Source organism: Xanthomonas sp. WHRI 6108, from assembly GCF_040202385.2.
Classification (GTDB): Bacteria; Pseudomonadota; Gammaproteobacteria; order Xanthomonadales; family Xanthomonadaceae; genus Xanthomonas; species Xanthomonas arboricola.
Map to the genome: position 1 here is coordinate 110,981 of NZ_CP168198.1, position 26,003 is coordinate 136,983.

The window sequence follows — 26,003 nt, forward strand, 5'->3', positions numbered from 1 at the left end:
CCCCACGCATGGCGATGGGGCTCCATGGAACCGGCATCCGGAATCAAGTCTCGGATGCCGCGCCCGTAGGGCCGATAAAAAGAGCTGAAATATCAGCCTTGTGCGTTATCAAACTCAAGGTGATAGCGCGTGGCCTCATTCACTTCGTTCTTCGACCCCAAGAACACCGGCACGCGCTGATGCAGCTGCGTCGGCTGGAGGTCCAGGATGCGCTCGCGCCCGGTGGTGGCTGCGCCGCCGGCCTGTTCCACCAGCATGCTCATCGGGTTGGCTTCGTACATCAGGCGCAGCTTGCCCGGCTTGGACGCGTCCTTCTTGTCCCAGGGGTAGATGAAGATGCCGCCGCGGGTGAGGATGCGGTGCACGTCGGCGACCATGCTGGCGATCCAGCGCATGTTGAAATCCTTGCCGCGGGTGCCGTCCTTGCCGGCCAGCAGGTCGCTGACATAGGACTGCATGGCCGGTTCCCAGTGGCGCTGGTTGGACATGTTGATGGCGTATTCGGCGGTGTCTTCGGGCACGCGCATGTTGGCCTGGGTCAGCAGGAAGCTGCCTTCCTCGCGCTCCAGGGTGAAGGCATGGGTCCCGTGGCCGAGCGTGAGCACCAGCATCGTGCTGGGGCCGTAGATGCAGTAACCGGCGGCAACCTGCTGGGTGCCCGGCTGCAGGAAGTGCTCGTCGCCGGGCTTTTCGGTGCCCTTGGGCGCGCGCAGCACCGAGAAGATGGTGCCCACCGAGACGTTGACGTCGATGTTGGAGCTGCCGTCCAGCGGATCGAACAGCAGCAGGAAATCGCCGCTGGGATACTGATCGGGCACCGGCTGGCTGTGATCCATTTCTTCCGACGCGCACGCGGCCAGGTGGCCGCCCCAGGCGTTGGCTTCGAGCAGGATGTCGTTGCTGAGCACGTCGAGCTTCTTCTGCGCCTCGCCCTGCACGTTGCCGGTGCCGGCATCGCCGAGCACGCCGCCCAGGGCGCCCTTGCTCACGGCGATGGAAATGCGCTTGCAGGCGCGCGAGACGATGGTGATCAGCTGGCGCAATTCCGGGTCGATACGGCCGGCGTGTTGCTCTTCGATCAGGAAGCGGGTCAGCGAGGGACGCGACATGGGAGCGGGCAGCCTGTGTAGGAAGTGGTCCGCCATTGTCGCCATTGCGCCGTTAGATTTCGATCACTGGATGCGCGTTTTGCAGCAAACCTGATCGAACATGCGCGAATGTGGTGCCCAAGACTGGGGTTGCCGACATGTACCACGCGGTCTTGGCGCAGCTCTGCACACGCGTAGGGCGGCGAACACGCATAAAAAAACCGGGAGGCTGGCGCGCTCCCGGTTTGCAGGCGTCGGCCGCGGTGGCCGATCGCGATGCGCTCGCTTACATCCGGCTGACGGTGGCCACGGCCTGTGCCACGTAGTCCAGGTTGCGCTGGCTCAGCGCGGCCACGCAGATACGGCCGGTGCCGACGGCGTAGATCGCGAATTCCTCGCGCAGGCGGTCCACCTGGGTCCTGGTCAGGCCCGAGTACGAGAACATGCCGGCCTGGCGCTGGATGAACGCAAACTCCGGCGCGCCCAATGTGTCCAGCTTGGCCACCAGGCCCGCGCGCAGCGCGTGGATGCGCTCGCGCATCTCGGTCAGCTCCTGCTCCCACAGATCGCGCAGCTCCGGGCTGGTCAGCACGCCGGCCACCAGGGCGGCGCCGTGCGTGGACGGGCTGGAGTAGATCGTGCGGATGATGCGCTTGACCTGCGACTGCACGGCCTTGGCTTCGGCCGCAGTGGCCGAGACCACCGACAGCGCGCCCACGCGCTCGCCATACAGCGAGAACGACTTGGAGTACGAGCTGGCGACCACGTAGCTGTCGATGCCTTCGGCAGCGAGCAGGCGCACCGCGTAGGCATCGGCCTCGATGCCCTTGTCGAAGCCCTGGTAGGCGATGTCGACGAACGGGAACAGGTTGCGTTCCTTCAACAGCCCGGCAACCTGCTTCCACTGCTCCTTGCTCAGGTCCGCGCCGGTCGGGTTGTGGCAGCAGGCGTGCAGCAGTACCACGGTGCCCGGTTCGAGTTTTGCCAGATCGGCGAGCATGCCGTCGAAGTTCAGCCCATGGCTGGCGGCATCGAAATAGGTGTAGTCCACGACCTCGAAGCCGGCCGCGCCGAACACTGCGCGATGGTTTTCCCAGCTCGGGTTGCTGATGGCGATGGTGGAGGTGGGCAGCAGCTTCTTGAGCAGGTCCGCGCCCACGCGCAAGGCGCCGCTGCCGCCGACGGTCTGCGAGGTCGCCACGCGGCCGGAGGCCACCAGCGCCGACTCGGCGCCGAACAGCAGCTCCTGGGTGGCCTTGTCGTAGGCGGCCAGGCCGTCGATGGGCAGGTAGCCGCGCGGTTTGGCGTCCAGCGCGAGCTGCTGCTCGATCTTGTGCACGGCGCGCAACAGCGGGATGCGCCCGTTTTCGTCGTAATAGATGCCCACGCCCAGGTTGACCTTGTTGGGGCGGCTGTCGGCGTTGTAGGCCTCGGTCAGGCCCAGGATGGGGTCGCCTGGAACCTGTTCCACGTTTGCAAAGAAGGACACGGCATGACTCGCTGAAGGACGAAAGAGTGAGGGACTTCCGGGATGCTCGGCCGCGGCTGGGCCAAACCACTTCATCGTAGCAGCCCATGGCCGGCGTAGCATGCTTCGTTCCGTACGCAACGATGCGGCCACAGTACGGATGAGGGACACTACGCCCATGCCCAGACTTACCTTGTTGGCCGCCGCCTGCGGCCTGTTCGCCACGAGCGCCGCGCCGCCCGTCCTGGCTGCCGATCCGGCGCCGCCCGCCTCCACACCGATCCAGCGATTGCCCACCGTGCAGGTGGACGCCGCACGCGTGCGCGGGGTGGACGACTTCGACCTGCCGGCCTCCTTCACCGTGGTGGCGGCCGATGCCGACAACCGCCGCGGCGCGCAGGTGTCCGAGCTGCTGGACGGCATCCCCGGCCTGGTGGCGCGCGATCGCCAGAACTACGCGCAGGACACCCAGCTGTCGATCCGCGGCTTCGGTGCGCGCTCCACCTTCGGCGTGCGCGGCGTGCGCCTGCTGGTCGACGGCATCCCGGCCAGCATGCCCGATGGCCAGGGCCAGCTCTCGCATTTCAACGTGCTGGGCGCCGAGCGGGTGGAAGTGCTGCGCGGGCCGTTTTCGGCGCTGTACGGCAACTCCTCCGGCGGCGTGCTGCAGCTGTGGAGCGCTGACGGCGCGCCGGGCGCCCCGTGGCGGCTGCGCGCCACCTATGGTAGCAATGCCACCGTCAACGTGGGTGCGCAATTGCTCGGCCAGCAGGGCGCGGTGCACTACAACCTGGCCGCCAATCATTTCGAAACCGACGGCTTCCGCGCCCATAGCCGCGCAAAGCGCGATTCGGTCAATGCCAAGCTCGGCTTCGATCTGGCCGAGGGCCGCCGGCTGGACTTGGTGCTCAATTACCTGGACGCACCGGATGCGCAGGATCCGCTCGGTTTGACCCGCGCGCAGTTCAATGCCGATCCGGCGCAGGCCACGGCGGTGGCCACCCAGTTCAACACCCGCAAATCCGTGCGCCAGTCGCAGGCCGGCGCCATCTTCACCCAGCAGTTCGACAGCCAGACGCTGCGGCTGATGGCCTACGGCGGGCAGCGCAGCGTGGAGCAGTTCCTGGCGATCCCGGTGGCGGTGCAGCGCAACCCGCTGCATTCGGGCGGGGTGATCGATCTGGACAGCAATTACGAAGGTGCCGACGCACGCTGGGCCTGGCAGGGCGAGGCGCTGGGCCGGCCGTTGCAGCTGACCGTGGGCGCGAACGTCGATCGCCAGCGCCAGCACCGCACCGGTTACGAAAACTTTGTTGGCGATACGCTCGGCGTCAAGGGTGCGCTGCGCCGCAACCAGCGCGACCAGGTCGAGAACGTGGACCAGTTTGCGCAGGCGTGGTGGCAATGGAGCGCGCGCTGGTCCGCCTTGTTGGGCGTGCGCCATAGCCAGGTGCGCTTCGACTCGGACGATCACTACATCCTCGGGCGCAATCCCGACGACAGCGGCCAGCGCGATTATTCGGCGACCACGCCGGTGGCCGGCATCGTGTTCCGTGCCGCCGAGGACCTGCGTTTCTATGCTTCGGTCGGGCGCGGTTTCGAAACGCCCACCTTCAACGAGCTCGGTTATCGCAGCGATGGCGGCGCCGGCCTGGCGCTGGATCTGGGCGCGGCGACCAGCCGCAATTATGAGATCGGCAGCAAGTGGCGGGCGCAGAGCGGCGCAGCGGTGGAAGTGGCGCTGTTCCGCGCCGACACCGACGACGAACTGGCCGTGGCCAGCAACACCAATGGGCGCAGCACCTATCGCAACATCGGTGCCACCCGCCGCCAGGGCGCGGAGCTGAGCTGGAATCAACCGGTGGGCACCACCCAGCAGCTGCAGCTGGCCTACACCTTCGTCGATGCCACCGTGCGCGATGGCTACCTCACCTGCGCCAGCAGCGGCTGCGCCACGCCCACCGCACCGGTGGCCAGCGGCGCGCGCCTGCCGGGCGTGCCGCGCCAGCAGCTGTTCGCGCGCTGGCAGTGGCAGCCGGCGCAATGGCAGTTCGCCGCCGAAACGGTGGCCTCCGACGCCACCGTGGTCAACGACCTTGCCAGCGAGCGTGCGCCCGGCTACGCGCTGGTCAACCTGGAAGCCTCCCGGCGCTGGACCACCACGCTGGGTGGGGTGCGCACCTTCGCCCGCATCGACAATGCGCTGGACCGGCACTACATCGGCTCGGTGATCGTCAACGACGGCAACGGGCGCTATTACGAACCCGGTCCGGACCGCACCTACACGGTCGGCCTGCAATGGGATTTCGGCGGCTGAGCTACTCGCAGGCGGCGCGCATTCAACAACACGCACCGCCCGTAGGAGCGCCCCCGGGCGCGACAAGGCCGTCCCGCCAACGCGCGCGTCGCCACGGCGATGCATCTCCAACAAACGCTCGGCCTGCAGCGTGATTTCGGCGGCTGATCCGGCCGCAGGCGGTGCGCATTCAACAACACGCACCGCCCGTAGGAGCGCACCCGGGCGCGACAAAGCCATCCCGCCAACGCACGGTCTGTCATCGACACGCCACACCTATGACCACCACACCAGGCCCCACCATGATCGTCATCGATCACGCCCCCGCAGACTGGTTTCTGCTGCGTGCGGGCAACCGCTACTGGCTGGACATCAATTGCACGATCTCGGCCACCGGCTTCTCGCTTCTGCTGGCGTTGAACGCAACCGAGCAGGCCGACTTGCTGGCAGACGGGCATGCCGCCTGTGCACGGCTGGCCGCGCAGGTGCAATGGCGGCCGCACGACTTTGCCGCGCGTGATGTCAGCGCCAGCCACGGTGCCCAGGTCATCGCAGCGGTGCGGGCGTGGCGCGCGGCAGAGGCCCGCAACGCGCGCGCATGAACCCATCGCGCCGGGCAAACCGCTTGCGCTGTTCGCCACGCGCGGCTGCAATGCGCCGCATTGATGCAGCGGTGACTGCCGGTGATGCGATGCACTAAGCTTGCAAGCGCACTCCCCGCACAAGGATGTTTCCGTTGAACACGCGCTACGCCCCGATCGATTTCAGCGACAAGCTCGCCCTGCTGTCGCAGCACTGGTCCCCGCGTGTCGTCGCGGAAATGAACGACTACCAGTTCAAACTGGTCAAGCTGCAGGGTGCGTTCGTGTGGCATCAGCATGCGGACACGGACGAGGTGTTCATCGTGCTGGACGGCAACATGACCATCGAGTTTCGCGACGGCGTGGTGGCGCTGTCGGCCGGGCAGATGCACGTGGTGCCCAAGGGGGTCGAACACCGTCCGGCGGCGGAGCACGAATGCAGCGTGCTGCTGGTCGAGCCGCGCGGTGTGGTCAATACCGGCGATGCGGGCGGTGCATACACCGCAGACAACGACGTCTGGATTTGATGGTTGTGCAATGCGTGCTGGTGCACGGCGGCCGATCCGGCGCCTGGTTGCGGAGCCCTTGCCGCGTGCACGCAATGATGCGCTGCAGCGCAACGTCTACCACGGCGCGGGGAAACACGGCTGCGCTGCAATGACGCAGCGCAACAGCGCATGACATGACATTGCGCCAGCGCTCGCGCGGGTATACACGTGCGCATCGGACCACCTCCGCAGGAGACCATGATGAACGCGCTTGCCTCTGCAAAACCGCTCAACACCGACCCGCAGTCCATCTTCAAACCGCGTTATGACAACTTCATCGGCGGCCAGTGGATGGCGCCGCACAGCGGCCAGTACTTCGACAACACCACGCCGATCAACGGCAAGGTGTTCACCTCGATCGCGCGCTCCAACGCCCAGGACATCGAAGCCGCGCTGGATGCCGCGCACGCGGCCAAGGACGCCTGGGGCAAGGCCTCCACCACCGAGCGCTCCAATGTGCTGCTCAGGATCGCCGACCGCATCGAACAGAATCTGGAACTGCTCGCCCATGCCGAGACCTGGGACAACGGCAAGCCGGTGCGCGAAACGCTCAATGCCGATGTGCCGCTGTGCGTAGATCACTTCCGCTATTTCGCCGGCGCCATCCGCGCGCAGGAAGGTGGCATCTCCGAGATCGACAGCGACACCATCGCCTATCACTTCCACGAACCGCTCGGCGTGGTCGGACAGATCATTCCGTGGAACTTCCCGCTGCTGATGGCGTGCTGGAAGCTGGCACCGGCGCTGGCCGCCGGCAACTGCGTGGTGATGAAGCCGGCCGAGCAGACCCCGGCCTCGATCCTGGTGTTGATGGAGGTGATCGGCGACCTGTTGCCGCCGGGCGTGCTCAACGTGGTCAACGGCTTCGGGCTCGAGGCCGGCAAGCCGCTGGCCAGCAACCCGCGTATCGCCAAGATCGCCTTCACCGGCGAAACCACCACCGGCCGGCTGATCATGCAATACGCCAGCCAGAACCTGATCCCGGTGACGCTGGAGCTGGGCGGCAAGTCGCCGAACATCTTCTTTGCCGATGTCATGGCCGAAGACGACGATTTTCTCGACAAGGTGGTGGAAGGCTTCGTGCTGTTCGCCTTCAACCAGGGCGAGGTGTGCACCTGCCCCTCGCGCGCGCTGATCCAGGAATCGATCTACGACAGGTTCATGGAAAAGGCGCTGGCACGCGTGGCCGCGATCAAGCAGGGCAACCCGCTCGATCCCAACACCATGGTCGGCGCGCAGGCCTCCAGCGAGCAGCTGGAAAAGATCCTGTCCTATATCGACATCGGCAAGCAGGAGGGCGCGCAGGTGTTGATCGGCGGCGAACGCAACACGCTCGATGGCGAGCTGGCCGAGGGCTTCTACGTCAAGCCGACGGTGTTCAAGGGCCACAACAAGATGCGCGTGTTCCAGGAAGAAATCTTCGGGCCGGTGGTATCGGTGACCACCTTCAAGGACGAGGCCGAGGCGCTGGCGATCGCCAACGACACGTTGTACGGCCTGGGTGCCGGTGTGTGGAGCCGCGATGCGTCGCGCCTGTACCGCATGGGCCGCGCGATCCAGGCCGGGCGCGTGTGGACCAACTGCTACCACGCCTATCCGGCGCATGCCGCGTTCGGCGGCTACAAGCAGTCGGGCATCGGCCGCGAGAATCACAAGATGATGCTCGACCATTACCAACAGACCAAGAACCTGCTGGTGAGCTATTCGCCGAAGGCGCTGGGGTTTTTCTGATGCGTAGGCCTGCTACTGCTCGACTGCAATGCGTGATGGATCGGGCACAGGAACGCCGGGCCGCTGCACCGGCTGTTCATGAACCGCGCACGCGCGAATTGACCTCGATCAAGGCACGGCGTCCTCAAGGCGCCTAGGGTGGGCCGCACTATCAGTGCGGAGTGCAGCATGGACACGACAATGAAAGCGGCGGTGGTGCGCCAGTTCGGCGCACCACTGGTGATCGAGGAAGTGCAGGTGCCACGGCCCCAGGCCGGCGATCTGCTGGTCAAAATCCAGGCCTGCGGGGTCTGCCACACCGATCTGCACGCCGCGCAGGGGGACTGGCCAGTCAAGCCGAATCCTCCGTTCATCCCCGGCCATGAAGGCGTGGGCTATGTGGTGGCGGTGGGTGCGGGCGTGCGCCACGTCAAGGAAGGCGACCGGGTGGGGATTCCCTGGCTGTACTCGGCCTGCGGGCATTGCGAGCACTGCCTGGGCGGCTGGGAAACCCTGTGCGAGGCGCAGCAGAACAGCGGCTACTCGGTCAATGGCGGCTTCGCGCAGTACGCGCTGGCCAATGCCGATTACGTCGGGCATCTGCCCAAGGACATCGGCTTCGTCGAGGTCGCGCCGATCCTGTGCGCGGGCGTCACCGTCTACAAGGGCCTGAAGGTCACCGATACCAAGCCGGGCCAGTGGGTGGTGATTTCCGGCATCGGCGGGCTCGGCCACATGGCAGTGCAATATGCCAAGGCGATGGGAATGAACGTGGCCGCCGTGGATGTGGACGACGCCAAGCTGGCACTGGCCAGGCGCCTGGGCGCCACGGTGACGGTCAATGCGCGCACCACCGATCCGGTGGCCTACCTCAAGAAGGAAATCGGCGGCGCACACGGCGCGTTGGTTACCGCGGTATCGCCCAAGGCCTTCGAGCAGGCGATCGGCATGGTGCGCCGCGGCGGCACGGTGTCGCTCAACGGCCTGCCACCGGGCCAGTTCCCGCTGGACATCTTCGGCATGGTGCTCAATGGCGTGACCGTGCGCGGCTCGATCGTCGGCACCCGGCTGGACCTGCAGGAGTCGCTGGCCTTCGCCGAGCAGGGCAAGGTCGCGGCGACCGTGGCCACCGACACCCTGGACAACATCAACGACGTGTTCGCGCGCATGCACGCCGGAACGATCGAGGGGCGTATCGTGCTCGACATGGCGGCCTGACCGCGCCGCAGGAGGCAGACGATGCAGGGCACCACCACGCAGACAGACCCGCCCTTGCAGGTGATGGCCACGCTGGCGGCGTTGCAGTTGATCGACACGCTGCGCGCACGCCACGGCGATGTGCTGTTCCATCAATCCGGCGGCTGCTGCGATGGCTCCTCGCCGATGTGTTTCCCGGTGGGCGACTTCATCGTCGGCGACCGCGACGTGCTGCTGGGCGAGATCGGCGGCGCGCCGTTCTACATCAGCCCCTCGCAGTTCGAATACTGGAAGCACACCCAGCTGATCATCGATGTGGTGCCGGGGCGCGGTGGCATGTTCTCGCTGGAAAACGGCGAGGGCGTGCGCTTTCTGGTGCGCTCGCGTCTGTTTGCCGATGAGGAATTTGCCCAGCTGCAGCGGGCAGGCCGGGCCTAACCCTCGCCCGCCTGGCGGTGCTGCCGGGCGGGGAATCAGCCGGCTGGTTTCAGCGGTCTGCCACGGTCGACGGTGCGGTGCCGGGCTTCTTGGCCGGGGTGTCGCCATCGGCAGGAACCAGCGTGTCGGGCGCATCGCCGGCGCCGCGGTCTTCATAGTGTTCGGCATCGCGCTTGCCGTGCTGTTCGCCCGGCTGGGTCGGTTGGTCGCGCAGTGGGTCGCGGGACATGCGGTGCTCCTGGTCATGGGATGGATGCGCAGTTCACCGCGCGCCTAGTGAAGGGGACGCAGTGGCTGCTGCAGACGCACGGCTCACGCATGGATCACGGTGGCCGCGCTACAGCTATGGGTCAACTCATACAACACCCGGAGTCACACGCCGATGGCACGACCGATCTGGACCGGAACGCTCTCGTTCGGCTTGCTCAATGTGCCGGTGTCGTTGATGTCGGGCGAGCGCAAGGTGGATCTGCATTTCCGCATGCTCGATTCGCGCGACAAGAAGCCGATCCGCTTCGAGCGCGTCAACGCCGACACCGGCGATGAGGTGCCGTGGAAGGAGATCGTCAAGGCGTTCGAGTACGACAAGGGCAGCTATGTCATCGTCGAGGAGCAGGACATCCGCTCGGCCTCGCCGGAAAGCCACGAAACGGTGGAGGTGGAGACCTTCGTCGACGCCGCCGATATCGACCCGCGTTATTTCGAAAAGCCCTACATCCTGGTGCCGGGCAAGAAGGCCGAAAAAGGCTATGTGCTGCTGCGCGAGACGCTGCGCGACACCGGCAAGGTGGGCATTGCCAAGGTGGTCATCCGCACGCGCGAATACCTGGCCGCGGTGATGCCGCAGGGCGATGCGTTGATCCTGCTGCTGCTGCGCTACCAGCAGGAAGTGGTGGACCCGCAGGACTTCAAGCTGCCGGCCGGCGCGGTGGGCGAGTACCGCATCACGCCCAAGGAACAGGAGATGGCCAAGCAGCTGATCGAGTCGATGTCCGGCACCTGGCAGCCGGAGGATTACCACGACGAGTTCCGCGGCAAGCTCGAGCAGATCCTGCGCAAGCGCATCCAGGCCAAGGGCGGCACCACCACCGTGGATGTCGAGCCACCGCAGCACGAAGACGCCAGCACCAACGTGGTCGACTTCATGTCGCTGCTGCAGAAGAGCCTGCAGGCCAATACGCGCACGCCGGCCAAGAAGAGCAGCACGCCGGCAACGGGGTCGGCCAAAAAGACCGCCGCCAAGAAAGTGGCCAAGAAGGCCACCAAGAAGACCGCGGCCAAGGCCACCAAGGCCACCAAAGCCAACGCCAGCAAGGCGGCGCCGCGCCGCAAGGCCGGCTAGGCCCCGCCCATGTCATTGCACGATTACAACGCCAAGCGCCGCTTCGACCAGACCCCGGAACCGGCCGGCGACACGCCGGCGCGCGCCAGCAAGCAGCCGATCTTCGTCGTGCAGTTGCACCACGCCAGCTCGCGCCATTACGACTTCCGGCTGGAAGCCGACGGCGTGCTCAAGAGTTGGGCCGTGCCCAAGGGCCCATCGTTGCGCGTGGGCGAAAAGCGCCTGGCGGTTCAGGTGGAGGACCACCCGCTGTCGTATGCCAGCTTCCAGGGCGATATTCCGCAGGGCCATTACGGCGCCGGGCATGTGGATGTGTTCGACCACGGGCATTGGCAGTGCGAAGGCGATGCGTTGGCGGCACTGGAAGCCGGCAAGCTGGAGTTCGAACTGCAGGGCACGTTGCTGCGCGGCGGTTTTGCATTGGTGCGCACGCAGATGCGCGGCGGCAAACCGCAGTGGCTGCTGTTCAAGCGCAGCGATGCGTACGCCGCGGATCTGGATGCCGATGCGCTGGTGGCGCAGCAGGCCGCTGGCGCATCGGCTGCAGTGGCGCCGGCAACCCGTGCCAAGGCTAGCCGGGCGCGGCGTGCGCCGGCAGCAACGGCGAGCGCCGAGACAACTGCAGCCGGCAAACGCGCGCGCCCGGCGCGTGCGGACGCCCGGCAATGGCGTACCCGCGCCCTGGCGCTGGACGGCGCGCGCGATGCGCCATGCCCAACCGAGCTGCGCGCGCAACTGACCTTGCTGCGCGAGCAGGCGCCGGATGGCGAGCGCTGGTTGCACGAGATCAAGTGGGACGGCTACCGCCTGCTGGCCGACATGGTCGATGGCCAGGTGCAGCTGCGCTCGCGCAACGACCAGGCCTGGACACAGCGCTTCCCGGACGTGGTGCGCGCAGTGCAGGCCCTGCCGGTGCGCGATGCGCGCCTGGATGGCGAGCTGGTGGTGCTGGATGCGCAGGGGCGCAGCGATTTCTCGGCATTGCAACGCGCGCTCGATGGCAGCGTCACGCAGCCGCTGCGCTACATCGTGTTCGACCTGCTCGGCGTGGCCGGAGTGGATCTGCGCGACACCCCGCTGCTGCAACGCAAGCAGTTGCTGCACGACGTGCTGGGCGATGTGCCGGGCACGCTGGCGTTTAGCGACCATGTGATCGGCCACGGCCCGGAGGTCTTTGCGGCCAGCGCCGGCACCGGCTGGGAAGGCATCGTCAGCAAGCTCGCCGATGCGCGGTATCGCGAAGGGCGCAGTGCCGATTGGGTCAAGACCAAGCACGAAGACAGCGACGAGTTCGTGGTGGTGGGCTACACCGACCCCAAGGGCGCGCGCAGCGGCTTCGGCGCCTTGCTGATGGCGCAACGCGAGGGCAAGACGCTGCGTTATGTCGGGCGTGTGGGCACCGGCTTCGACGATGCCTTGCTCGGCAAGATCACCGCGCTGTTGCAGGCGCTGCACAGCGACACTGCCACGCTGGAATTGCCGACGCACATTCCCGGGCGGCCACGCGATGTGCATTGGGTACGGCCGGTCTTGATCGCCGAGGTCGCCTTCCGCGGCTGGGCGAAGGAAGGCCTGCTGCGGCAGGCCGCATTCAAGCGTCTGCGCGAGGACAAACCCATGAGCGAGTTGGGCGGCGACCGCGCCGCGCCGGGCAAGGCGCGTGCTGCAGGTAAAGGCAGTGCTGCGACAGCGACCGCCGCGCCTGCGCGCAAGGCGACGAGTAAAAAAACGTCGAGAACGACGGTCGAAGTATCCACCAGCACTGCCAACAAGCGCGTGCGGTCGACGGCATCGAAGACGACCGCGACCACGACATCCAAAAAGGCTGCAGCGCCCACGTCCACGGCCTCCAAATCCAAGGCGTCCAAGTCCACAACATCCAAATCCACGTCCACCGCCACGTCGACGGACGGCATCACCATCACCCATCCCGAGCGGGTGGTGTTTCCTGCAGCGGGCATCAGCAAGGGCGATGTGGCCGACTATTACCGCGCAGTGGCGTCGCTGGTGCTGGCAGAGATCGCACGCCGTCCCTTATCGCTGCTGCGCTGCCCCGATGGCGCCGGTGGCGACTGCTTCTTCCAGAAGCACGAAGGCCGCCACCTGGGCACGCACATCAAGGCGATTCCGCTGCAGCAGAAGAGCGGCACCGAGGATTACATCTACGTCGAAGATGCCGCCGGCCTGCTCGAGCTGGTGCAGATGAACACGCTGGAGCTGCATCCCTGGGGCGCGCAGGTCGACGATGCGGAGCATCCGGACCGGCTGGTGTTCGACCTGGACCCGGGCGACGGGGTGTCCTGGGCCGACGTGGTGGCGGCCGCGCGCGACATCCGCGCCAAGCTGCGCAGTGCCGGCCTGGAGAGCGCGGTGCGCCTGTCCGGCGGCAAGGGCCTGCATGTGGTGGTGCCGATCGTGCCGGAAGCGGACTGGGAACAGGCGCGTGATTTCTGCGAGGCCTTCGCCCAGGCACTGGCCACGCACGCCCCGGACCGCTACGTAGCCACCATGAGCAAGGCCAAGCGCCACGGCGTGATCTTTGTCGACTGGCTGCGCAACGGGCGTGGCAATACCAGCGTGTGTTCGTGGTCGCTGCGCGCACGCGAAAAGGCCACCGTCGCCGTGCCGCTACGCTGGGAAGAACTTGGCAAGATCAGCGGCCCGGACGCCTTCCCGATGGACAAGGCCCTGCAACGGGCCAAGCGTCAGCGTGCAGATCCCTGGGAATCGGTGCTGGCATTGCAGCAATACTTGCCCACCGGCGACGACAACCACTAAGAGCCAACAAGACGGCTGCGCCGCCACCAGGCGGGCGCAGCCGATGCTCGGAATTGGCATGTCCCCCGCGTGCGCCGGTGCTCTTCCACGGGGCCCGCACCGACCCGACGACTGCACGCTACGTTCATTCGATCAGATACGCATCACGCATGCGCACCGACCCTCTCGACGGGTCCTTGCCCGCTCACCGTCGCGGGACCTTACGCGGCATGGATGCCGCGTAAGAGCCTACATGGACGTACTTGCGGCGTGTCCTGCGAGGGTGGGCGGGCAAGGGCCCTGCAGCAAAGCCGCAGACCATCCGCTCTGCTACTAACGCATCCCGAATCCCGAATCCCGAATCCCGAATCCCGAATCCCATCAAGGCGAGACCGCGTTCTCCCGCGTCACCCGGCTCAACGCATCGCTGCTGATCTCGGCAATTGAATGGGTGCCGGTCAAGGTCATCGCCACGCGCATCTCGCGTTCGATCAGGGTCAGCAGATTCTCCACGCCGGCCTGGCCGTCGGCCGCCAGCGCATAGACGAACGCGCGCCCCAGCAGCACCGCATCGGCGCCCAGCGCCAGCATGCGCACCACATCCAGGCCGCTGCGGATGCCGGAGTCGGCCAGGATCTTCAGCTGCCCCTTCACCGCATCGGCAATGGCCGGCAACGCCCGCGCGCTGGACAGCACGCCGTCGAGCTGGCGGCCGCCATGGTTGGACACCACGATGCCGTCGGCGCCGAAGCGCACCGCATCGCGCGCATCGTCCGGGTCCAGGATGCCCTTGATCACCATCGGCCCGGTCCAGAACTCGCGGATCCATTCCAGGTCTTTCCAGGCGATGGACGGGTCGAAGTTGGCGCCCAGCCAACCGATGTAGTCCTGCAGGCCGGTCGGGCTGCCGCGGTAGGTCGAGATGTTGCCCAGATCGTGCGGGCGACCCAGCAGGCCCACGTCCCAGGCCCAGCGCGGATGCGTCACCGCCTGCAGCATGCGCCGCAGCGACGCGTTGGGCCCGCTCATGCCCGAGTGCGCATCGCGGTAGCGCGCGCCCGGCGTGGGCATGTCCACGGTGAACACCAGCGTGGTCACCCCGGCCGCCTTAGCGCGCTCCAGCGCGTTGCGCATGAAGCCGCGGTCCTTGAGCACGTAGAGCTGGAACCACATCGGCCGCGTGATCGCCGGCGCCACTTCCTCGATCGGGCACACCGACACCGTGGACAACGTAAACGGGATCCCGCGTGCGGCCGCCGCGCGCGCGGCCTGCACTTCGCCACGGCGCGCATACATGCCGGTCAGCCCGACCGGCGCCAACGCCACCGGCATCGCCAGCGTCTCGCCGAACAGCTCGGTGCCCAGGCTCAGGTCCGCCATGTTGCGCAGCACCCGCTGGCGCAGCGCGATATCGGCCAGATCCGCGACATTGCGCCGCAAGGTGTGCTCGGCGTACGCCCCGCCATCGATGTAGTGGAACAGGAACGGCGGCAGGCGCGCCTGCGCGGCGGCACGGTAGTCGGAAGCGGCGGAAATGATCATCGAAGACGAACGGCAGCGGCGGGGTAGCCGCTGAGTGTAAGACCATCGGTGTGGCCGGTGGACCGCTGCGCGATCTGCAGGACGCAAGCCCGGCAAGGCCCAGCGCAGTGGTGCTGCGCTGCAGCCTTATCAACTCTCACCACACCAGCGGCAGCAGGCGCCGGCTCTGCGCGGCATAGGCCGGGTAGGCAACCGGGAAGGCACGCTGCAACGCGGCCTCTTCGATCCGGATGCGGTGCAGAAACGCCAACGTCACCGGCACCACGATCGCCGCCACCGACAACGCATTGCCCATGCCCAGCGCCAGCCCGTAGAACGCCATCAGCGCGCCGGTATAGGAGGGATGGCGCAGCCAGCGATACGGGCCGCTGCGCACCAGCTGGTGATCGGGCTGGATGGTCACATCCACCGTGAACCAGCGCGCCAGCACCTGGATGGCCCACACGCGCAACGCCAGCCCACTGCCGATCAAGGCGCAGCCGGCCCATTGCAGCGGCGCGCCCCAACCCTGCGGCCAGTGGGCCAGGCCGCTGTAGGCCAGTGCCACCGCAACGGCCACCGCCGCAGACAACACGCGCCACAGGTGTTGCAGGGTGCCTTGATCGTGCGCGCCACCGTCGCCGGCACGGCGGCGGCGACTGAGTAGCAGTTCGTAGCCGCCCCATAACAGATTGAGCGCAAGAAACAGACTGGAAGCGGACATGGCGTGACTCCGTGGCGATGGATGGGCTGGTGATGCCAGTGTGCGCACGCGCCGCATGGATCGCAGGAGCCGCAGGTCATCGATCGCACCTGCCGGAAGTCACTTTCTGCACGCGCACCATTGCCGAGTGGCCGCGCGGCCGTCAGCATCGCCGCATGCATTCTTCCCTAAGTCATCTCTCGCATCCGCTGCGGCTGGCCGGCGCGTTCACCATTGCGGCGGTGGCGTTGTCGTTCATGCCCGATGCGTCACCGCAGGGCGCCTGGCGCTGGGGCGTGCTGGCCGGCTTCACCGCCTTGTTCCTGCTGCACACCGTGTTGCCGTCGCTGCATGCCTTGCGCACTGCCGCCACGCTGCTGCAGGCGGTCCTGGCCCTGCTGCTGGTGTGGATGGAGCCGCGTGCCGGCACCGCCCCGGTGCTGCTGGTCATGCTGGTCGCGCAGGCGGGCATGACCTGGCCGCCGGTGCGCGTGCTGTTGCTGGCGCTGGCATTGAACGCGGGCATGTATGCGCTGCTGGTGCAGGCCGGGTTCGAGCGCCCGTGGTTGATCGTCGGCATCTACGCCGGTTTCCAGGCCTTCGCCGCGCTGACCGCGCATTACGCGCGCAGCGCCGCGCGCGCGCGCGATGCGCTGGCCTACGTCAATGCCGACCTGCTGGCCACCCGCGCGCTGCTGGCCGACAGCGCGCGCGATGCCGAGCGCCTGCGCCTGGCGCGCGAGTTGCACGATGTGGCTGGGCACAAGCTCACCGCCATGCGCATCAACCTGCGCCTGCTCGGTGCCGACCCGGTGCTGGCGCGGCGCGACGAGGTCGCGGTGGTGGAGCAGCTGTCGGCCGAACTGCTGTCGGACATCCGCAACGTGGTGCAGTCGCTGCGCGACGATCAGGGCCTGGACCTGCAGACCGCCTTGCGCGCGCTGGCCGCACCGTTCCCACGCCCGGCGCTGCGCCTGCAGATCGACCCGGCCGTGCGCATCACCGATGCCCGCGTGGCCGAGCTGCTGTTGCGGCTGGTGCAGGAGGCGCTGACCAACGCGGTGCGGCATGCCGACGCCAACGAGGTCGCGGTGCACCTGCAGTGCGCGGGCGCGCAGCTGCAGGTGGACATCTGCGACGATGGCCGCCGCGCCGAGCGCATCCGCGAAGGCAACGGCATCACCGGCATGCGCGAACGCCTGGCCGCCCTGCACGGGCAGCTTGAGCTTGGCCGCACGCCCACTGGCGGCATGCATCTGATGGCGAGGCTACCGGCATGAGTGCCCATCGCATCGCGCTGGCCGACGACCAGATCCTGGTCCGCGCCGGCCTGCGCGCGCTGTTGCAGCAACAGGGCGTGGAGGTGGTCTGCGAGGCCGACGACGGCCAGGGCCTGCTGGACGCGCTGGTCAGCACCACCGTGGACGTGGTGCTCAGCGACATCCGCATGCCCGGCGTGGACGGCATCCAGGCGCTGCAGCAACTGCGCGCCCGTGGCGACCGCACCCCCGTACTGCTGCTGACCACCTTCGACGACAGTGACCTGCTGCTGCGCGCCACCGAAGCCGGCGCGCAGGGCTTCCTGCTCAAGGACGCCGCCCCGGAAGACCTGCGCGAGGCGATCGAGCGGGTGGCCCACGGCGAGACCCTGCTGCAGCCGGTCAGCACCGACCCGGTGCGGGCGCGTTACCAGTTCCGCGACCAGCAGCCCCCGCGCGAGACCTTCAGCGAGCGCGAGGTGGCGATCCTGCGCCTGCTCGCCGGCGGCTATTCCAACAAGGAGATCGCCCGCACGCTGTTCCTGGCCGAAGGCACGGTGAAGAACTACGTCTCCACCATTCTGGAAAAGCTCGGCACCCGCGACCGCACAAGGGCGGTGTTGAAGGCGATCACGTTGCGGGTGATTTGAGAGTGGGGATTGGGGAGTCGGGAGTGGGGATTGGTTAGAGCGGAATAGGGAATCGGGAATCGCAGGAGCAGGAGCGGGAGCGGGAGCGGGGGTTGGGGTGAAGGTAAGGGTCAGGGCCATTCCTGGAATGAGATGGCACGAGGCTTCGCCCGTGCCCTCATCCGCCCCTGCGGGGTACCTTTCTCCCGCAGGGAGAAGGAAGAGCCGGCGGTCAGCCTGAAGCGCTTGGCGCCTGCCCCTTGCTGACCGAGTTTCGCTGTTGTTGGTGCTGGCGTTGGCCCATTCGGCTCAGTCAAAGAGCGGTCCTCCCAGCCGAAGGGCGGGGGCTCTAGAGAACCGTCACCGCCGCATGCGGGAACTGGCGCAACGCTTGGACACATCGCCACCATGGCGGATGACACGATCTCGCCATGGTTGCATGGCGTTGTTTCATAAGGAATTTGCCGGATTCGGCAGGATTGGGTAGCAACCGTAAGGTTGCCGTCAGGTCGTGTGGGCGGCCAGGCGGGAAGGTCGTCCGGCGGCCACCGAGGTCGCTCGGGGACGCGCCGCGCTCCGGTCCGCTGCGGAGTCCGTCATGCGCCTGGTCCGGTATCTGTTCGTGTTGATCGTCGTGCTGTCCACCAGCGCCTGGGCGGCACCCACCCAGGCCGACTTGCCGATCGCCTGGGTCCAGGCCGCACTGCACACCCAGCCGCCAACCGAGCGCGACCTGCGCGTCGGCGTGGCGCCCTGCGACCTGACCGCACAGGGTACAGTGGCCCGGACCTGCGACAGCTTGTCCGCCCTCATCGATCAGGGGGATTGCGGCTCGGCCTGTCGGTCATGGGCAGGGCGCGGCGTTGGCAGCACCCACCGCGTCCGCACCGACATGCCCGGCGCGTGGTCTAGCCGCGGCCAGTTCAAGGTGGCTTTCAGCAACGGCTCTGAGCGCGATGACCGGCGGCACCCGGTGGCACCGCATTGCATTGCCGGCCTGGCGAACGCGCCGGCCGGCATCCAGCCGCGCGTGCGGGACTGCGTGGGGTAAGTAAGAACGTCGTCAGGCGACGCGGGCGACACCGCGGCGGGCCTGCCTGCCGCGATCTACGGTTGGCCGGAGCGCCCGGCAACGCGCACGCCAGCCAGCTCGCAGCGAGATATATCGCGACCGCCAGGAGTCTCCTCCGTGGCAACTGGTCCAGTGTGCAGGTCGACCTTAGGTATCTGCGGCAGTGGCTCGGCCATCGCTGGCCCAAGCCCCGCGCATGCGCACGCTGTGCCGCAGCAACACACCGCCTGGCGGCGAGCCGCCAGACGGTGGTCGACGCAGGGCTTACGGCCGGGGCGGGGTTTCCTGCGGGTTGATCTGCGGATCGTTGCCCACCTGGGGGTCACAGCTGAACCAGGTCTTCTTGTCCTTCCGGCTTTCGTCCTCGACGATGATGGTCAGGAAGATCAGGGTCGGGACGCTATTGGCATTGGTGACCTGCACGCTGCGGCCGTCGGGGCTGATCGTGGGTTGCCCGATCTGTTTCAAGGCATCGGAACTCAGCAGGCTCCTGATCTTGAAATGCCGGGGGACGACGTCTTCATCGAAGTAATAGTGCAGCGTCGATGCCTTGTCGTGCTTGTCCACAATCAGCAGGTCCGGGGCGAAGCTGTAGAAATACTCGCCGGCACCGGTGTTGCCGCCGAATCCCACCCGCGCCACCGTGAGCTTGATCTTGAAGTCCGTCATGAGCTGTCCTGTTCCTTGAAAAGCGGGGCATAGAGGGAGACGAATCCCGGGTGGCGGTAGCCCGCGTGATACAGCCATCCGAGCTGTTGCGTAACGGCGCTGCGCTGGCCCAGATGCACCTGTGCGCGAATCCATGGGTCCAGCAGGTTCTTGTCGCGGCTGTTGCCGATGTCCTTGCCCAACACCGCCACCGCGCGCTGCCACGCCGCGCGTGCGCCGGCTGCGTCGCCGGCGGCGGCCTGTTGTTCGCCCTGCCAGACCAGCGCCTGGGCCAGCGCGGCCAGGCCGAGCAGATCGTCGGGCCTGGCGCGGTGCAGGGCATCCAGTTGCGCAACGATCGGCGCCAAGCCATTGGCGTGGTTGCCCGCACGCGTGCGCTGCACGCGCTCAAGGCGCAGCGCGATGATGGCGTCCAGCCACTGCCACTCCGGCAGCGGTTGCGCCTGTGTCAGCAACCCGGCCATGGTCTGGCGGGCGCGCTCGAGGTGCCGCACCGCCAGTTCGGGCTGCCCGTCCAGCGCGGCCATCCAGCCGACTTGGGCGTCGGCATGCGCCAGATCGCGGCGCCAGGCGACATTGTCCGGCTGCAAGGCCACCAGCGCCTGCAGCATGTGCAGGCTGTCCTGCGCATCGGTCTGCGCCTGGTGCAGCTGGCCGCGCGCCAGTGCCAGGTTGGAGACGCGGATCAGTGAGCCGGCCAGACGCCTGCGCCAGGCATGCGCGTCGGGATCGTGGTCGACCAGCACACGCAGCATGGCGATCTGCTCGCGGTAGCCCTGCTCGGCGGGAGCCAGCGAGCCCTGCATTTCCTGCGCCAGGCTCAGCCAGGACAGGCTGTCCACCAGCTCGTAGCGCAGCGCCGCGTTGTCCGGTGTGCGCGCCAGCAACTGGCGCTTGAGGGCGATCGAGCGTGCAAACAAGCCGATCGCCGCGCCGGTCCGGCCTTGCTCCTTGGCCAGCGTGCCGAGGTTGTTGAGGGCGTATGACAGCTCCAGTTGCCAGTGCGGATCCTGCGGCGCGGCGCGCACCAGGTGTTCGCAGGCAGCCAGGTACTGCGACCAGTAGCGTTGTGCCACGGGCAACTGCTTGCTCCGGTAGGCAAGATCGCCCAGCCAATACGCGGTCTGCCCGGTTTCGGCGTGCGCCTCCAGCGACGCCGGTGCACGCGCACGCGCCTGCGCGGCAGTGGCGGCGGCACGCGTGAATGCCGCCTGCGCCTCGTCCAGCTTGCCCTGGTTCATCAGCACCTCGCCGGTGGTGCGCAACGCACGGGCGTGGTTGATCAGATCGCCCGGCTGCATGCTCGCGCTGGGCAGGTCTTCCAGATAGCGCAGCGCGCGGCTGCCCACGCTGTCGAGCAGCTTGAGGTTGCCCACCGTGCGCAACTGCTCGGCGAGGTCGCCCAGCATGTAGCTCACCAGTTGCTGGGCCTGGTCGCGCCGTTGTTCGGCCACCTGCTGCGCTTGCCGCGCCTGCCAGCCCAGCAGCATCGAGGCGCTCGCCAACACCACCAGCAAGGTCGCCGCCGCTGCATACAGGCCGCGGCGGCGCCGTTGCGAGCGCTCGCAGGCATGCAGGAACGCGTGGTCCAGCGCATCCAGATCCTGCGGCATGCGCCGCGCCGCCTCGCGCGCTTCGCTCAACGGGCGGCCGCTGTTGAGCAGGTGATCGCTGCGCCGGCCTTCGGCAGCCCAGCGCTGTGCGGCCAGCTGCAGCCGCTTGCGTGCCTGCAGCAGACGGCGGTTTTCGTGGATCCACTCGGCCGCGCGCGGCCATTGCCGCAGCAAGGCTTCATGCGCAACCGCAAACCCCGGCTCGCCGGCCACCAGCTCGCTGACGAACAGGCGCGCCTGCACGAAGGCATCCACCAGCACGCGCGCTGCGCCGTGCGCCGGCAGCGCCGACCACAGCGCACGCCGCGCGGTCACCGCATCGCTGTCGGGGTGGATCACGCTCAGCAAGCTCAGCACCTGGCCCAGCGCCGCCTGTGCGGCAGCCGGCAGGGCACGAAAGGTGTGTTCGGCATGGTGCGCCAATGCGCCTTCCAGCCCGCCCAATGCGCGGTAGGCGGCAAAGGTCAGCAGCCCGTCGTCGCTGCGTTGCGCGTGCAAGGCATGCAGCAGATGCTGCAGCAACGGCAGGGCATCGGGCTGGCGCGCGGTGGCATCGCGCAGCACATCGTCCAGCCGGCTGGCGCTGTCGCGGTCCTCTTCGAAGCGCAGCCCGGCCATGGCCGCCGGCACGCGGATGATCTGGCCGATCTCGCCATCGCGCGGCGCCAGCAGATCCACGTGGCCGTCGCCGCGTTTGAGTTCGACGATCTGTGGCAAGGCGTCGATCAGGCGCGGGTAGAAATCGCTGCGGGTGAGCATCAGCACCGCCACCTGCGCGCTGCTGCACAGTGCCTGCAAGGCCGCAGCCAGTGCGGCGCGGTCGGCATCGGTGATCCCGGGCGTGGCCACCAGCGCTTCTGCGTGGTCGATCACCAGCAGCAGATGGCGCTGGGTCTGTGCGCTGTCGCGCGCTGGTGGGCGTTGACGCATCGCCTCGCCAATGGCCGCATGCAGCGGGGCAGGGCGCTGCAGCCACTCGGGCAACGCCGCCATCTGCGCCGGCGAAAACACCGCTCGCCCGCCCGCTTCCCAGTCACCGAGTGCGCGCGCCAGTGTGTCGAGCACATCGCCGCCACGGCATTGCGCCAGGTTGCAGTACGCCACCGCAATGGCTTCCAGCCCATCCAGCCCGCCGGGCTGCGCCAGCAACGGCACCACGCCGGCGCGCAGCAACGAGGTCTTGCCGCAGCCGCTGGCGCCGCTCACCAGCACCAGCCCGCGCTGGCTGTGCAATTGCGCGCGCATCGCGCCCAGCACCTGCGCAATCGCATGGCTGCGGCCGAAGAAGACCTCGGCGTGTGCGGGATCGAACGCCTGCAGCCCCACATACGGGCTGCCGTGTCCCCACACCTGCGTGCCCATCACCGCACCGCGATAATCGTCGGGAAACACCACCTTGGGCAGCAGCCGGTATCCGCGCTTGCGGATGGTTTCGATGTAGCGCGGTTGGCGGCTGTCGTCGCCCAGCTTGCGGCGCAGTTGGGCGATGGTCTTGTGCACCGGGTTGTCGCCGTAGAAGCTGCCGTGCCACACCTCGATCAGCAACTGCTCGGCGCTGACCACCTCGCCGGCCCGTTCGGCCAGCGCGATCAGCACTTCCATCATGCGCGGTTCCAGCGCGATGGTCTGGCCGTCGTCGATCAGCGCAAGCCGTTCCGGCTCGACCAGCAAGGGCCCAAGCCGAAACCGCGGGACGGAGCCCAGCTGCGTGACGCGCTCGCTTCGAAGAGACATCGCTCGGATACCGGTCGCACGGTGGGAGGAGCCTCGACGATCGCCATCAGGCGCGGCCAGGCACGGCACGGCAGGCGCAAAAGTAGCACAGGCGCTGACGCAGGAAATCGATGGTGATCGCCGTTCGTTCGCGTCCGTGCGCGGAAGATGCATGCCCGGTCGTGCGGCATGCCTGGCGCTGCAAGCGGGCTTCACGCAGCGCCATACAGCGGCGTGTGGTGCGCCTCAGGCTGTTTCGCCAGCAGGCCAGCGATTAAGATGCCGCCAGCATCTTGCTGACCAGGAGTCCACGTTGATCATCCATCCCAAAGTGCGCGGCTTCATCTGCACCACCACGCATCCGCTTGGCTGCGAGCGCAATGTGCTCGAGCAGATCGCGGCCACGCGCGCGCGCGGCGTCCGCAACGACGGCCCGAAGAAGGTGCTGGTGATCGGCGCATCCAGCGGCTACGGCCTCGCCTCGCGCATCACCGCCGCGTTCGGCTTCGGTGCCGACACGCTGGGCGTGTTCTTCGAAAAACCCGGCAGCCCCAGCAAGGCCGGCACCGCCGGCTGGTACAACTCCGCCGCGTTCGACAAGCACGCCAAGGCCGCGGGCCTGTACAGCAAGTCGATCAACGGCGATGCGTTTTCCGATGCCGCACGCGAGAAGGTCATCGAGCTGATCAAGACCGAGATGGGCGGGCAGGTCGACCTGGTGGTGTATTCGCTGGCCTCGCCGGTGCGCAAGCTGCCGGGCACGGGTGAAGTGAAGCGCTCGGCGCTCAAGCCGATCGGCAACACCTACACCGCCACCGCCATCGACACCAACAAGGACACCATCATCCAGGCCTCGATCGAGCCGGCCAGCGCGCAGGAGATCGAAGACACCGTCACCGTGATGGGCGGGCAGGACTGGGAGCTGTGGATCGACGCCCTGGAAGGCGCCGGTGTGCTCGCCGACGGCGCGCGCAGCGTGGCCTTCAGCTATATCGGTACCGAGATCACCTGGCCGATCTACTGGCACGGTGCGTTGGGCAAGGCCAAAGTCGACCTGGACCACACCGCGCAGCGGTTGAACGCGCGCCTGGCCAAGCGCGGCGGCAGCGCCAACGTGGCGGTGCTCAAGTCGGTGGTCACCCAGGCCAGCGCGGCGATCCCGGTGATGCCGCTGTACATCTCCATGGTCTACAAGATCATGAAGGAAAAGGGCCTGCACGAAGGCACCATCGAGCAGCTCGACCGCCTGTTCCGCGAGCGCCTGTATCGCGAAGATGGCCAGCCCGCCGAGGTGGACGCCGAAAACCGCCTGCGCCTGGACGACTGGGAACTGCGCGACGACGTGCAGGACGCCTGCAAGGCGCTGTGGCCGCAGGTCACCACCGAGAACCTGTTCCAGCTCACCGACTACGCCGGCTACAAGCACGAGTTCCTCAAGCTGTTCGGCTTCGAGCGCGACGATGTGGATTACGACGCCGATGTGGAGACGGACGTGACCTTCGATTGCATCGAGCTGAGCTGAGAGCAGGGATTCGGGAATCGGGATTTGGGATTTGCAAGCGCGGTGGGTGGCTGCATCGCTGATCTTCGCTGGATCCAAATACGTTGCGGCAAGGACAATCGGCAATCGATGCCGGTTGCCCTCGCTGTTACGAATCCCCACTCCCCAATCCCAAATCCCCGCCCCCAATGGACAAACTGATTGCCTTTCTGGTGCTGGCCGTTGTGGTCAGCGTGGCCTGTGCTGTATTGCTGCGCTTCGTCAGGTTGCACTGGTCATTGAAGGCGATCGCCAATCTGTTGATCACCACGGCCGTCGTGTGTGCCGTGGTGATGCAGGACGGCTCTGCACCGCCCTGGAACCACGCCTTGCTGATCACGCTGTTCTTCAGCGTCCCGGCGTCGCTGTGTGTGGTGCTGCTGAGCGCAGGCTTCAAATGGATCACCAACAAACGCCGCAGCCGTGCGCCCGCCTGAAGCGCGTGAGCGCAGCGAACAACACCTAGCAAGTACCTGCCCGCGGCCCTGCGGCCGCAACAACGCGTCAGTTCTGAGCGCACCGCGCTCCGTTAGCAACAAGCCTGGACAGAGCGCCGAAAGCCAGCGCTCTTAAGCTCTTACGATTCCCCAATCCCGATTCCCGATTCCCGTAGCGTCAGCGCCGCACATCAAACCGCGCATCGCCCACGCAGGCCTGCACATCGGCTACCGAGAGCGGGTTGAAATCGCCGGGAATCGAGTGCTTCAGGCAGCCGGCCGCCAGGCCGAAGCGCACCGTGTCGTCCAGCGACCAGCCTTCGATCAGGCCGTGCAGCACGCCGGCGGCAAACGCGTCGCCGCCGCCGATGCGGTCGATGATCGGGGTCAGTTCCTCGCTGGGCGCGCGCGCCACCGCACCACTGCGCGGCACCAGCAGTGCGCCCAGGCTGTGGTGGTCCACGTTGTGCGCCACGCGCTGCGTGCAGGCCATCAGCTGCAGCTGCGGGAATGCGGCAAAGGCCTGCTGCGCGGCCGCTTCCACGCGCGCTTCCAGCGTGTCCTGCGGGAACTCGCCGCCCAGCACCACGCCGATGTCGCGGTAGTCGGCAAACACCACGTCCGCACAGGCGAACAGCTGGCGCAGGATGCCGCGCGCATCGCCCTGCCAGCGTTGCCACAACTTGGGCCGGTAATTACCGTCGAACGAGACCTTGACCCCGGCCGCACGCGCCGCGCGTGCCGCCGCCAGCGTGGCCTGCGCCACGTCCGCACCCAGTGCCGGGCTGACCCCGGACAGATGCAGCCACTGCACCCCATCCAGCAGGGCCGGCCAGTCGTAGGCGTCGGCCGGGGCCAGCGCAAACGCCGAGTCGGCGCGGTCGTAGACCACTTCGCTGGGGCGGTGGATCGCGCCGGTGGTCAGGAAGTACAGCCCCATGCGCCCATCCACCCGCCGCACATGCCGCGTGTCCACGTCGTGGCGGCGCAACTCGCCCAGCACCGCCGCACCCAGCGGGTTGTCCGCCACCGTGCTGACCATGGCCACGTCATGGCCAAAATGCGCCAGCGACACGCCGACATTGGCCTCGGCCCCTCCGCAGTGCACGTCCAGCCGCGGTTGCTGCAGCAGCAGCTCGTGACCAGGCGCCCCCAGGCGCAGCAACAACTCTCCAAAGCACAGGATACGGGCACGACTCATGCGGCAATTACCTCGGCTGTGTGGTGCGTCACGGTGTGGGGGAACCGCTGCGCGTCAGGATGACCATCGGTGTCATTCTAGCCGGCGCCAAACGCGCCGGGCGAGGCCCATGATGCGACGCGCAGTGACCGCTTGCACCCCTTTTGGGCAAATTTGGTGACGTTTTCTGCTGCGCTGCAAGATGTTACGGGAGGATTCAGCTGGTAACGTCGTTTTGACCA

At 67.3% G+C, this 26,003-nt stretch carries 21 protein-coding genes; 13 read left to right on the forward strand and 8 right to left on the reverse strand.

Annotation, left to right across the window (positions count from 1 at the left end; translation table 11 throughout):
- Nucleotides 1-92: 92 nt before the first annotated feature.
- Both ABQ039_RS00475 and ABQ039_RS00480 read right to left on the reverse strand, forming a co-directional pair.
- On the reverse strand, nucleotides 93-1,109 hold the full coding sequence (locus ABQ039_RS00475) for a class 1 fructose-bisphosphatase (protein ID WP_024940474.1): 1,017 nt from the start codon (nucleotides 1,107-1,109) through the stop codon (nucleotides 93-95).
- 265 nt (nucleotides 1,110-1,374) lie between these two features.
- Nucleotides 1,375-2,577: an amino acid aminotransferase gene (locus tag ABQ039_RS00480; RefSeq protein ID WP_024940473.1), complete on the reverse strand. Its 1,203-nt coding sequence runs from the start codon at nucleotides 2,575-2,577 to the stop codon at nucleotides 1,375-1,377.
- A 157-nt stretch (nucleotides 2,578-2,734) separates the two neighbouring features.
- Between ABQ039_RS00480 and ABQ039_RS00485 the strand changes: the two genes are divergently transcribed.
- The 6 genes from ABQ039_RS00485 (at nucleotide 2,735) to ABQ039_RS00510 (ending at nucleotide 9,326) form a co-directional block, all read left to right on the forward strand.
- A complete protein-coding gene (locus tag ABQ039_RS00485; RefSeq protein ID WP_349778279.1) occupies nucleotides 2,735-4,873 on the forward strand; it encodes a TonB-dependent receptor in 2,139 nt (712 codons plus the stop codon).
- Nucleotides 4,874-5,154: 281 nt separating this feature from the next.
- Nucleotides 5,155-5,454, forward strand: a complete 300-nt coding sequence (locus ABQ039_RS00490) for a hypothetical protein (protein WP_184610416.1) — start codon at nucleotides 5,155-5,157, stop codon at nucleotides 5,452-5,454.
- Between the two features lie 125 nt (nucleotides 5,455-5,579).
- On the forward strand, nucleotides 5,580-5,960 hold the full coding sequence (locus ABQ039_RS00495; RefSeq protein WP_039517928.1) for a cupin domain-containing protein: 381 nt from the start codon (nucleotides 5,580-5,582) through the stop codon (nucleotides 5,958-5,960).
- Between the two features lie 222 nt (nucleotides 5,961-6,182).
- Nucleotides 6,183-7,712 (forward strand): aldehyde dehydrogenase, encoded by a 1,530-nt coding sequence (adh, locus tag ABQ039_RS00500; protein WP_184609691.1) that lies wholly within the window; start codon nucleotides 6,183-6,185, stop codon nucleotides 7,710-7,712.
- Nucleotides 7,713-7,880: 168 nt separating this feature from the next.
- Nucleotides 7,881-8,909, forward strand: a complete 1,029-nt coding sequence (gene adhP / locus ABQ039_RS00505; protein WP_184609694.1) for an alcohol dehydrogenase AdhP — start codon at nucleotides 7,881-7,883, stop codon at nucleotides 8,907-8,909.
- 21 nt (nucleotides 8,910-8,930) lie between these two features.
- Nucleotides 8,931-9,326: a DUF779 domain-containing protein gene (locus tag ABQ039_RS00510; RefSeq protein WP_016902914.1), complete on the forward strand. Its 396-nt coding sequence runs from the start codon at nucleotides 8,931-8,933 to the stop codon at nucleotides 9,324-9,326.
- A gap of 49 nt (nucleotides 9,327-9,375) precedes the next feature.
- On the opposite strand, the gene ABQ039_RS00515 is transcribed toward ABQ039_RS00510, so the two are convergent.
- Complete coding sequence (locus tag ABQ039_RS00515; protein WP_039529303.1) at nucleotides 9,376-9,555, reverse strand: hypothetical protein; 180 nt, start codon at nucleotides 9,553-9,555, stop codon at nucleotides 9,376-9,378.
- A gap of 153 nt (nucleotides 9,556-9,708) precedes the next feature.
- Here ABQ039_RS00515 and ABQ039_RS00520 point away from each other — a divergent pair, with 153 nt between their 5' ends.
- Entirely contained in the window at nucleotides 9,709-10,668 is a 960-nt protein-coding gene (locus ABQ039_RS00520) for a Ku protein (RefSeq protein WP_184609696.1), read from the forward strand.
- A 9-nt stretch (nucleotides 10,669-10,677) separates the two neighbouring features.
- Complete coding sequence (gene ligD, locus ABQ039_RS00525; protein WP_349778278.1) at nucleotides 10,678-13,446, forward strand: non-homologous end-joining DNA ligase; 2,769 nt, start codon at nucleotides 10,678-10,680, stop codon at nucleotides 13,444-13,446.
- Between the two features lie 360 nt (nucleotides 13,447-13,806).
- On the opposite strand, the gene lldD is transcribed toward ligD, so the two are convergent.
- Together lldD and ABQ039_RS00535 are read right to left on the reverse strand one after the other, a co-directional pair.
- Nucleotides 13,807-14,967, reverse strand: coding sequence for an FMN-dependent L-lactate dehydrogenase LldD (gene lldD, locus ABQ039_RS00530; protein WP_349778277.1), 1,161 nt, complete (start codon nucleotides 14,965-14,967; stop codon nucleotides 13,807-13,809).
- Nucleotides 14,968-15,103: 136 nt separating this feature from the next.
- Complete coding sequence (locus tag ABQ039_RS00535) at nucleotides 15,104-15,670, reverse strand: isoprenylcysteine carboxylmethyltransferase family protein (protein ID WP_065033229.1); 567 nt, start codon at nucleotides 15,668-15,670, stop codon at nucleotides 15,104-15,106.
- A gap of 59 nt (nucleotides 15,671-15,729) precedes the next feature.
- Here ABQ039_RS00535 and ABQ039_RS00540 point away from each other — a divergent pair, with 59 nt between their 5' ends.
- From ABQ039_RS00540 to ABQ039_RS00550, 3 genes are all read left to right on the forward strand, one after another.
- Nucleotides 15,730-16,929: a histidine kinase gene (locus tag ABQ039_RS00540; RefSeq protein WP_349778325.1), complete on the forward strand. Its 1,200-nt coding sequence runs from the start codon at nucleotides 15,730-15,732 to the stop codon at nucleotides 16,927-16,929.
- A complete protein-coding gene (locus ABQ039_RS00545) occupies nucleotides 16,926-17,558 on the forward strand; it encodes a response regulator transcription factor (protein ID WP_024939865.1) in 633 nt (210 codons plus the stop codon). Before ABQ039_RS00540 ends, ABQ039_RS00545 begins: the two co-directional genes overlap by 4 nt.
- A 577-nt stretch (nucleotides 17,559-18,135) precedes the next feature.
- On the forward strand, nucleotides 18,136-18,588 hold the full coding sequence (locus ABQ039_RS00550) for a hypothetical protein (protein ID WP_258080620.1): 453 nt from the start codon (nucleotides 18,136-18,138) through the stop codon (nucleotides 18,586-18,588).
- 285 nt (nucleotides 18,589-18,873) lie between these two features.
- On the opposite strand, the gene ABQ039_RS00555 is transcribed toward ABQ039_RS00550, so the two are convergent.
- Both ABQ039_RS00555 and ABQ039_RS00560 read right to left on the reverse strand, forming a co-directional pair.
- Nucleotides 18,874-19,278, reverse strand: coding sequence for a hypothetical protein (locus tag ABQ039_RS00555; RefSeq protein WP_024939867.1), 405 nt, complete (start codon nucleotides 19,276-19,278; stop codon nucleotides 18,874-18,876).
- Nucleotides 19,275-22,625 carry a winged helix-turn-helix domain-containing protein gene (locus tag ABQ039_RS00560; protein ID WP_349778276.1) on the reverse strand — a complete coding sequence of 1,117 codons (3,351 nt, stop codon included), beginning with the start codon at nucleotides 22,623-22,625 and terminating at the stop codon, nucleotides 19,275-19,277. Before ABQ039_RS00560 ends, ABQ039_RS00555 begins: the two co-directional genes overlap by 4 nt.
- A 292-nt stretch (nucleotides 22,626-22,917) precedes the next feature.
- Here ABQ039_RS00560 and fabV point away from each other — a divergent pair, with 292 nt between their 5' ends.
- Together fabV and ABQ039_RS00570 are read left to right on the forward strand one after the other, a co-directional pair.
- Entirely contained in the window at nucleotides 22,918-24,126 is a 1,209-nt protein-coding gene (gene fabV / locus ABQ039_RS00565; RefSeq protein ID WP_102255262.1) for an enoyl-ACP reductase FabV, read from the forward strand.
- Nucleotides 24,127-24,293: 167 nt separating this feature from the next.
- Complete coding sequence (locus ABQ039_RS00570; protein WP_054591801.1) at nucleotides 24,294-24,581, forward strand: hypothetical protein; 288 nt, start codon at nucleotides 24,294-24,296, stop codon at nucleotides 24,579-24,581.
- A gap of 178 nt (nucleotides 24,582-24,759) precedes the next feature.
- Here ABQ039_RS00570 and ABQ039_RS00575 read toward each other — a convergent pair whose 3' ends face one another.
- Complete coding sequence (locus ABQ039_RS00575; protein ID WP_349778275.1) at nucleotides 24,760-25,782, reverse strand: sugar kinase; 1,023 nt, start codon at nucleotides 25,780-25,782, stop codon at nucleotides 24,760-24,762.
- Between the last annotated feature and the right edge of the window lie 221 nt (nucleotides 25,783-26,003).

What these genes read in the sequence shown, in the direction of transcription:
- ABQ039_RS00475 (WP_024940474.1), bottom strand. Translation starts at nt 1,109, where the DNA reads ATGTCGCGTCCCTCGCTGACCCGCTTCCTGATCGAAGAGCAACACGCC.
- ABQ039_RS00485 (WP_349778279.1), top strand. Translation starts at nt 2,735, where the DNA reads ATGCCCAGACTTACCTTGTTGGCCGCCGCCTGCGGCCTGTTCGCCACG.
- ABQ039_RS00490 (WP_184610416.1), top strand. Translation starts at nt 5,155, where the DNA reads ATGATCGTCATCGATCACGCCCCCGCAGACTGGTTTCTGCTGCGTGCG.
- ABQ039_RS00495 (WP_039517928.1), top strand. Translation starts at nt 5,580, where the DNA reads ATGTTTCCGTTGAACACGCGCTACGCCCCGATCGATTTCAGCGACAAG.
- adh (WP_184609691.1), top strand. Translation starts at nt 6,183, where the DNA reads ATGAACGCGCTTGCCTCTGCAAAACCGCTCAACACCGACCCGCAGTCC.
- adhP (WP_184609694.1), top strand. Translation starts at nt 7,881, where the DNA reads ATGGACACGACAATGAAAGCGGCGGTGGTGCGCCAGTTCGGCGCACCA.
- ABQ039_RS00510 (WP_016902914.1), top strand. Translation starts at nt 8,931, where the DNA reads ATGCAGGGCACCACCACGCAGACAGACCCGCCCTTGCAGGTGATGGCC.
- ABQ039_RS00515 (WP_039529303.1), bottom strand. Translation starts at nt 9,555, where the DNA reads ATGTCCCGCGACCCACTGCGCGACCAACCGACCCAGCCGGGCGAACAG.
- ABQ039_RS00520 (WP_184609696.1), top strand. Translation starts at nt 9,709, where the DNA reads ATGGCACGACCGATCTGGACCGGAACGCTCTCGTTCGGCTTGCTCAAT.
- ligD (WP_349778278.1), top strand. Translation starts at nt 10,678, where the DNA reads ATGTCATTGCACGATTACAACGCCAAGCGCCGCTTCGACCAGACCCCG.
- lldD (WP_349778277.1), bottom strand. Translation starts at nt 14,967, where the DNA reads ATGATCATTTCCGCCGCTTCCGACTACCGTGCCGCCGCGCAGGCGCGC.
- ABQ039_RS00535 (WP_065033229.1), bottom strand. Translation starts at nt 15,670, where the DNA reads ATGTCCGCTTCCAGTCTGTTTCTTGCGCTCAATCTGTTATGGGGCGGC.
- ABQ039_RS00545 (WP_024939865.1), top strand. Translation starts at nt 16,926, where the DNA reads ATGAGTGCCCATCGCATCGCGCTGGCCGACGACCAGATCCTGGTCCGC.
- ABQ039_RS00550 (WP_258080620.1), top strand. Translation starts at nt 18,136, where the DNA reads ATGCGCCTGGTCCGGTATCTGTTCGTGTTGATCGTCGTGCTGTCCACC.
- ABQ039_RS00555 (WP_024939867.1), bottom strand. Translation starts at nt 19,278, where the DNA reads ATGACGGACTTCAAGATCAAGCTCACGGTGGCGCGGGTGGGATTCGGC.
- ABQ039_RS00560 (WP_349778276.1), bottom strand. Translation starts at nt 22,625, where the DNA reads ATGTCTCTTCGAAGCGAGCGCGTCACGCAGCTGGGCTCCGTCCCGCGG.
- ABQ039_RS00570 (WP_054591801.1), top strand. Translation starts at nt 24,294, where the DNA reads ATGGACAAACTGATTGCCTTTCTGGTGCTGGCCGTTGTGGTCAGCGTG.
- ABQ039_RS00575 (WP_349778275.1), bottom strand. Translation starts at nt 25,782, where the DNA reads ATGAGTCGTGCCCGTATCCTGTGCTTTGGAGAGTTGTTGCTGCGCCTG.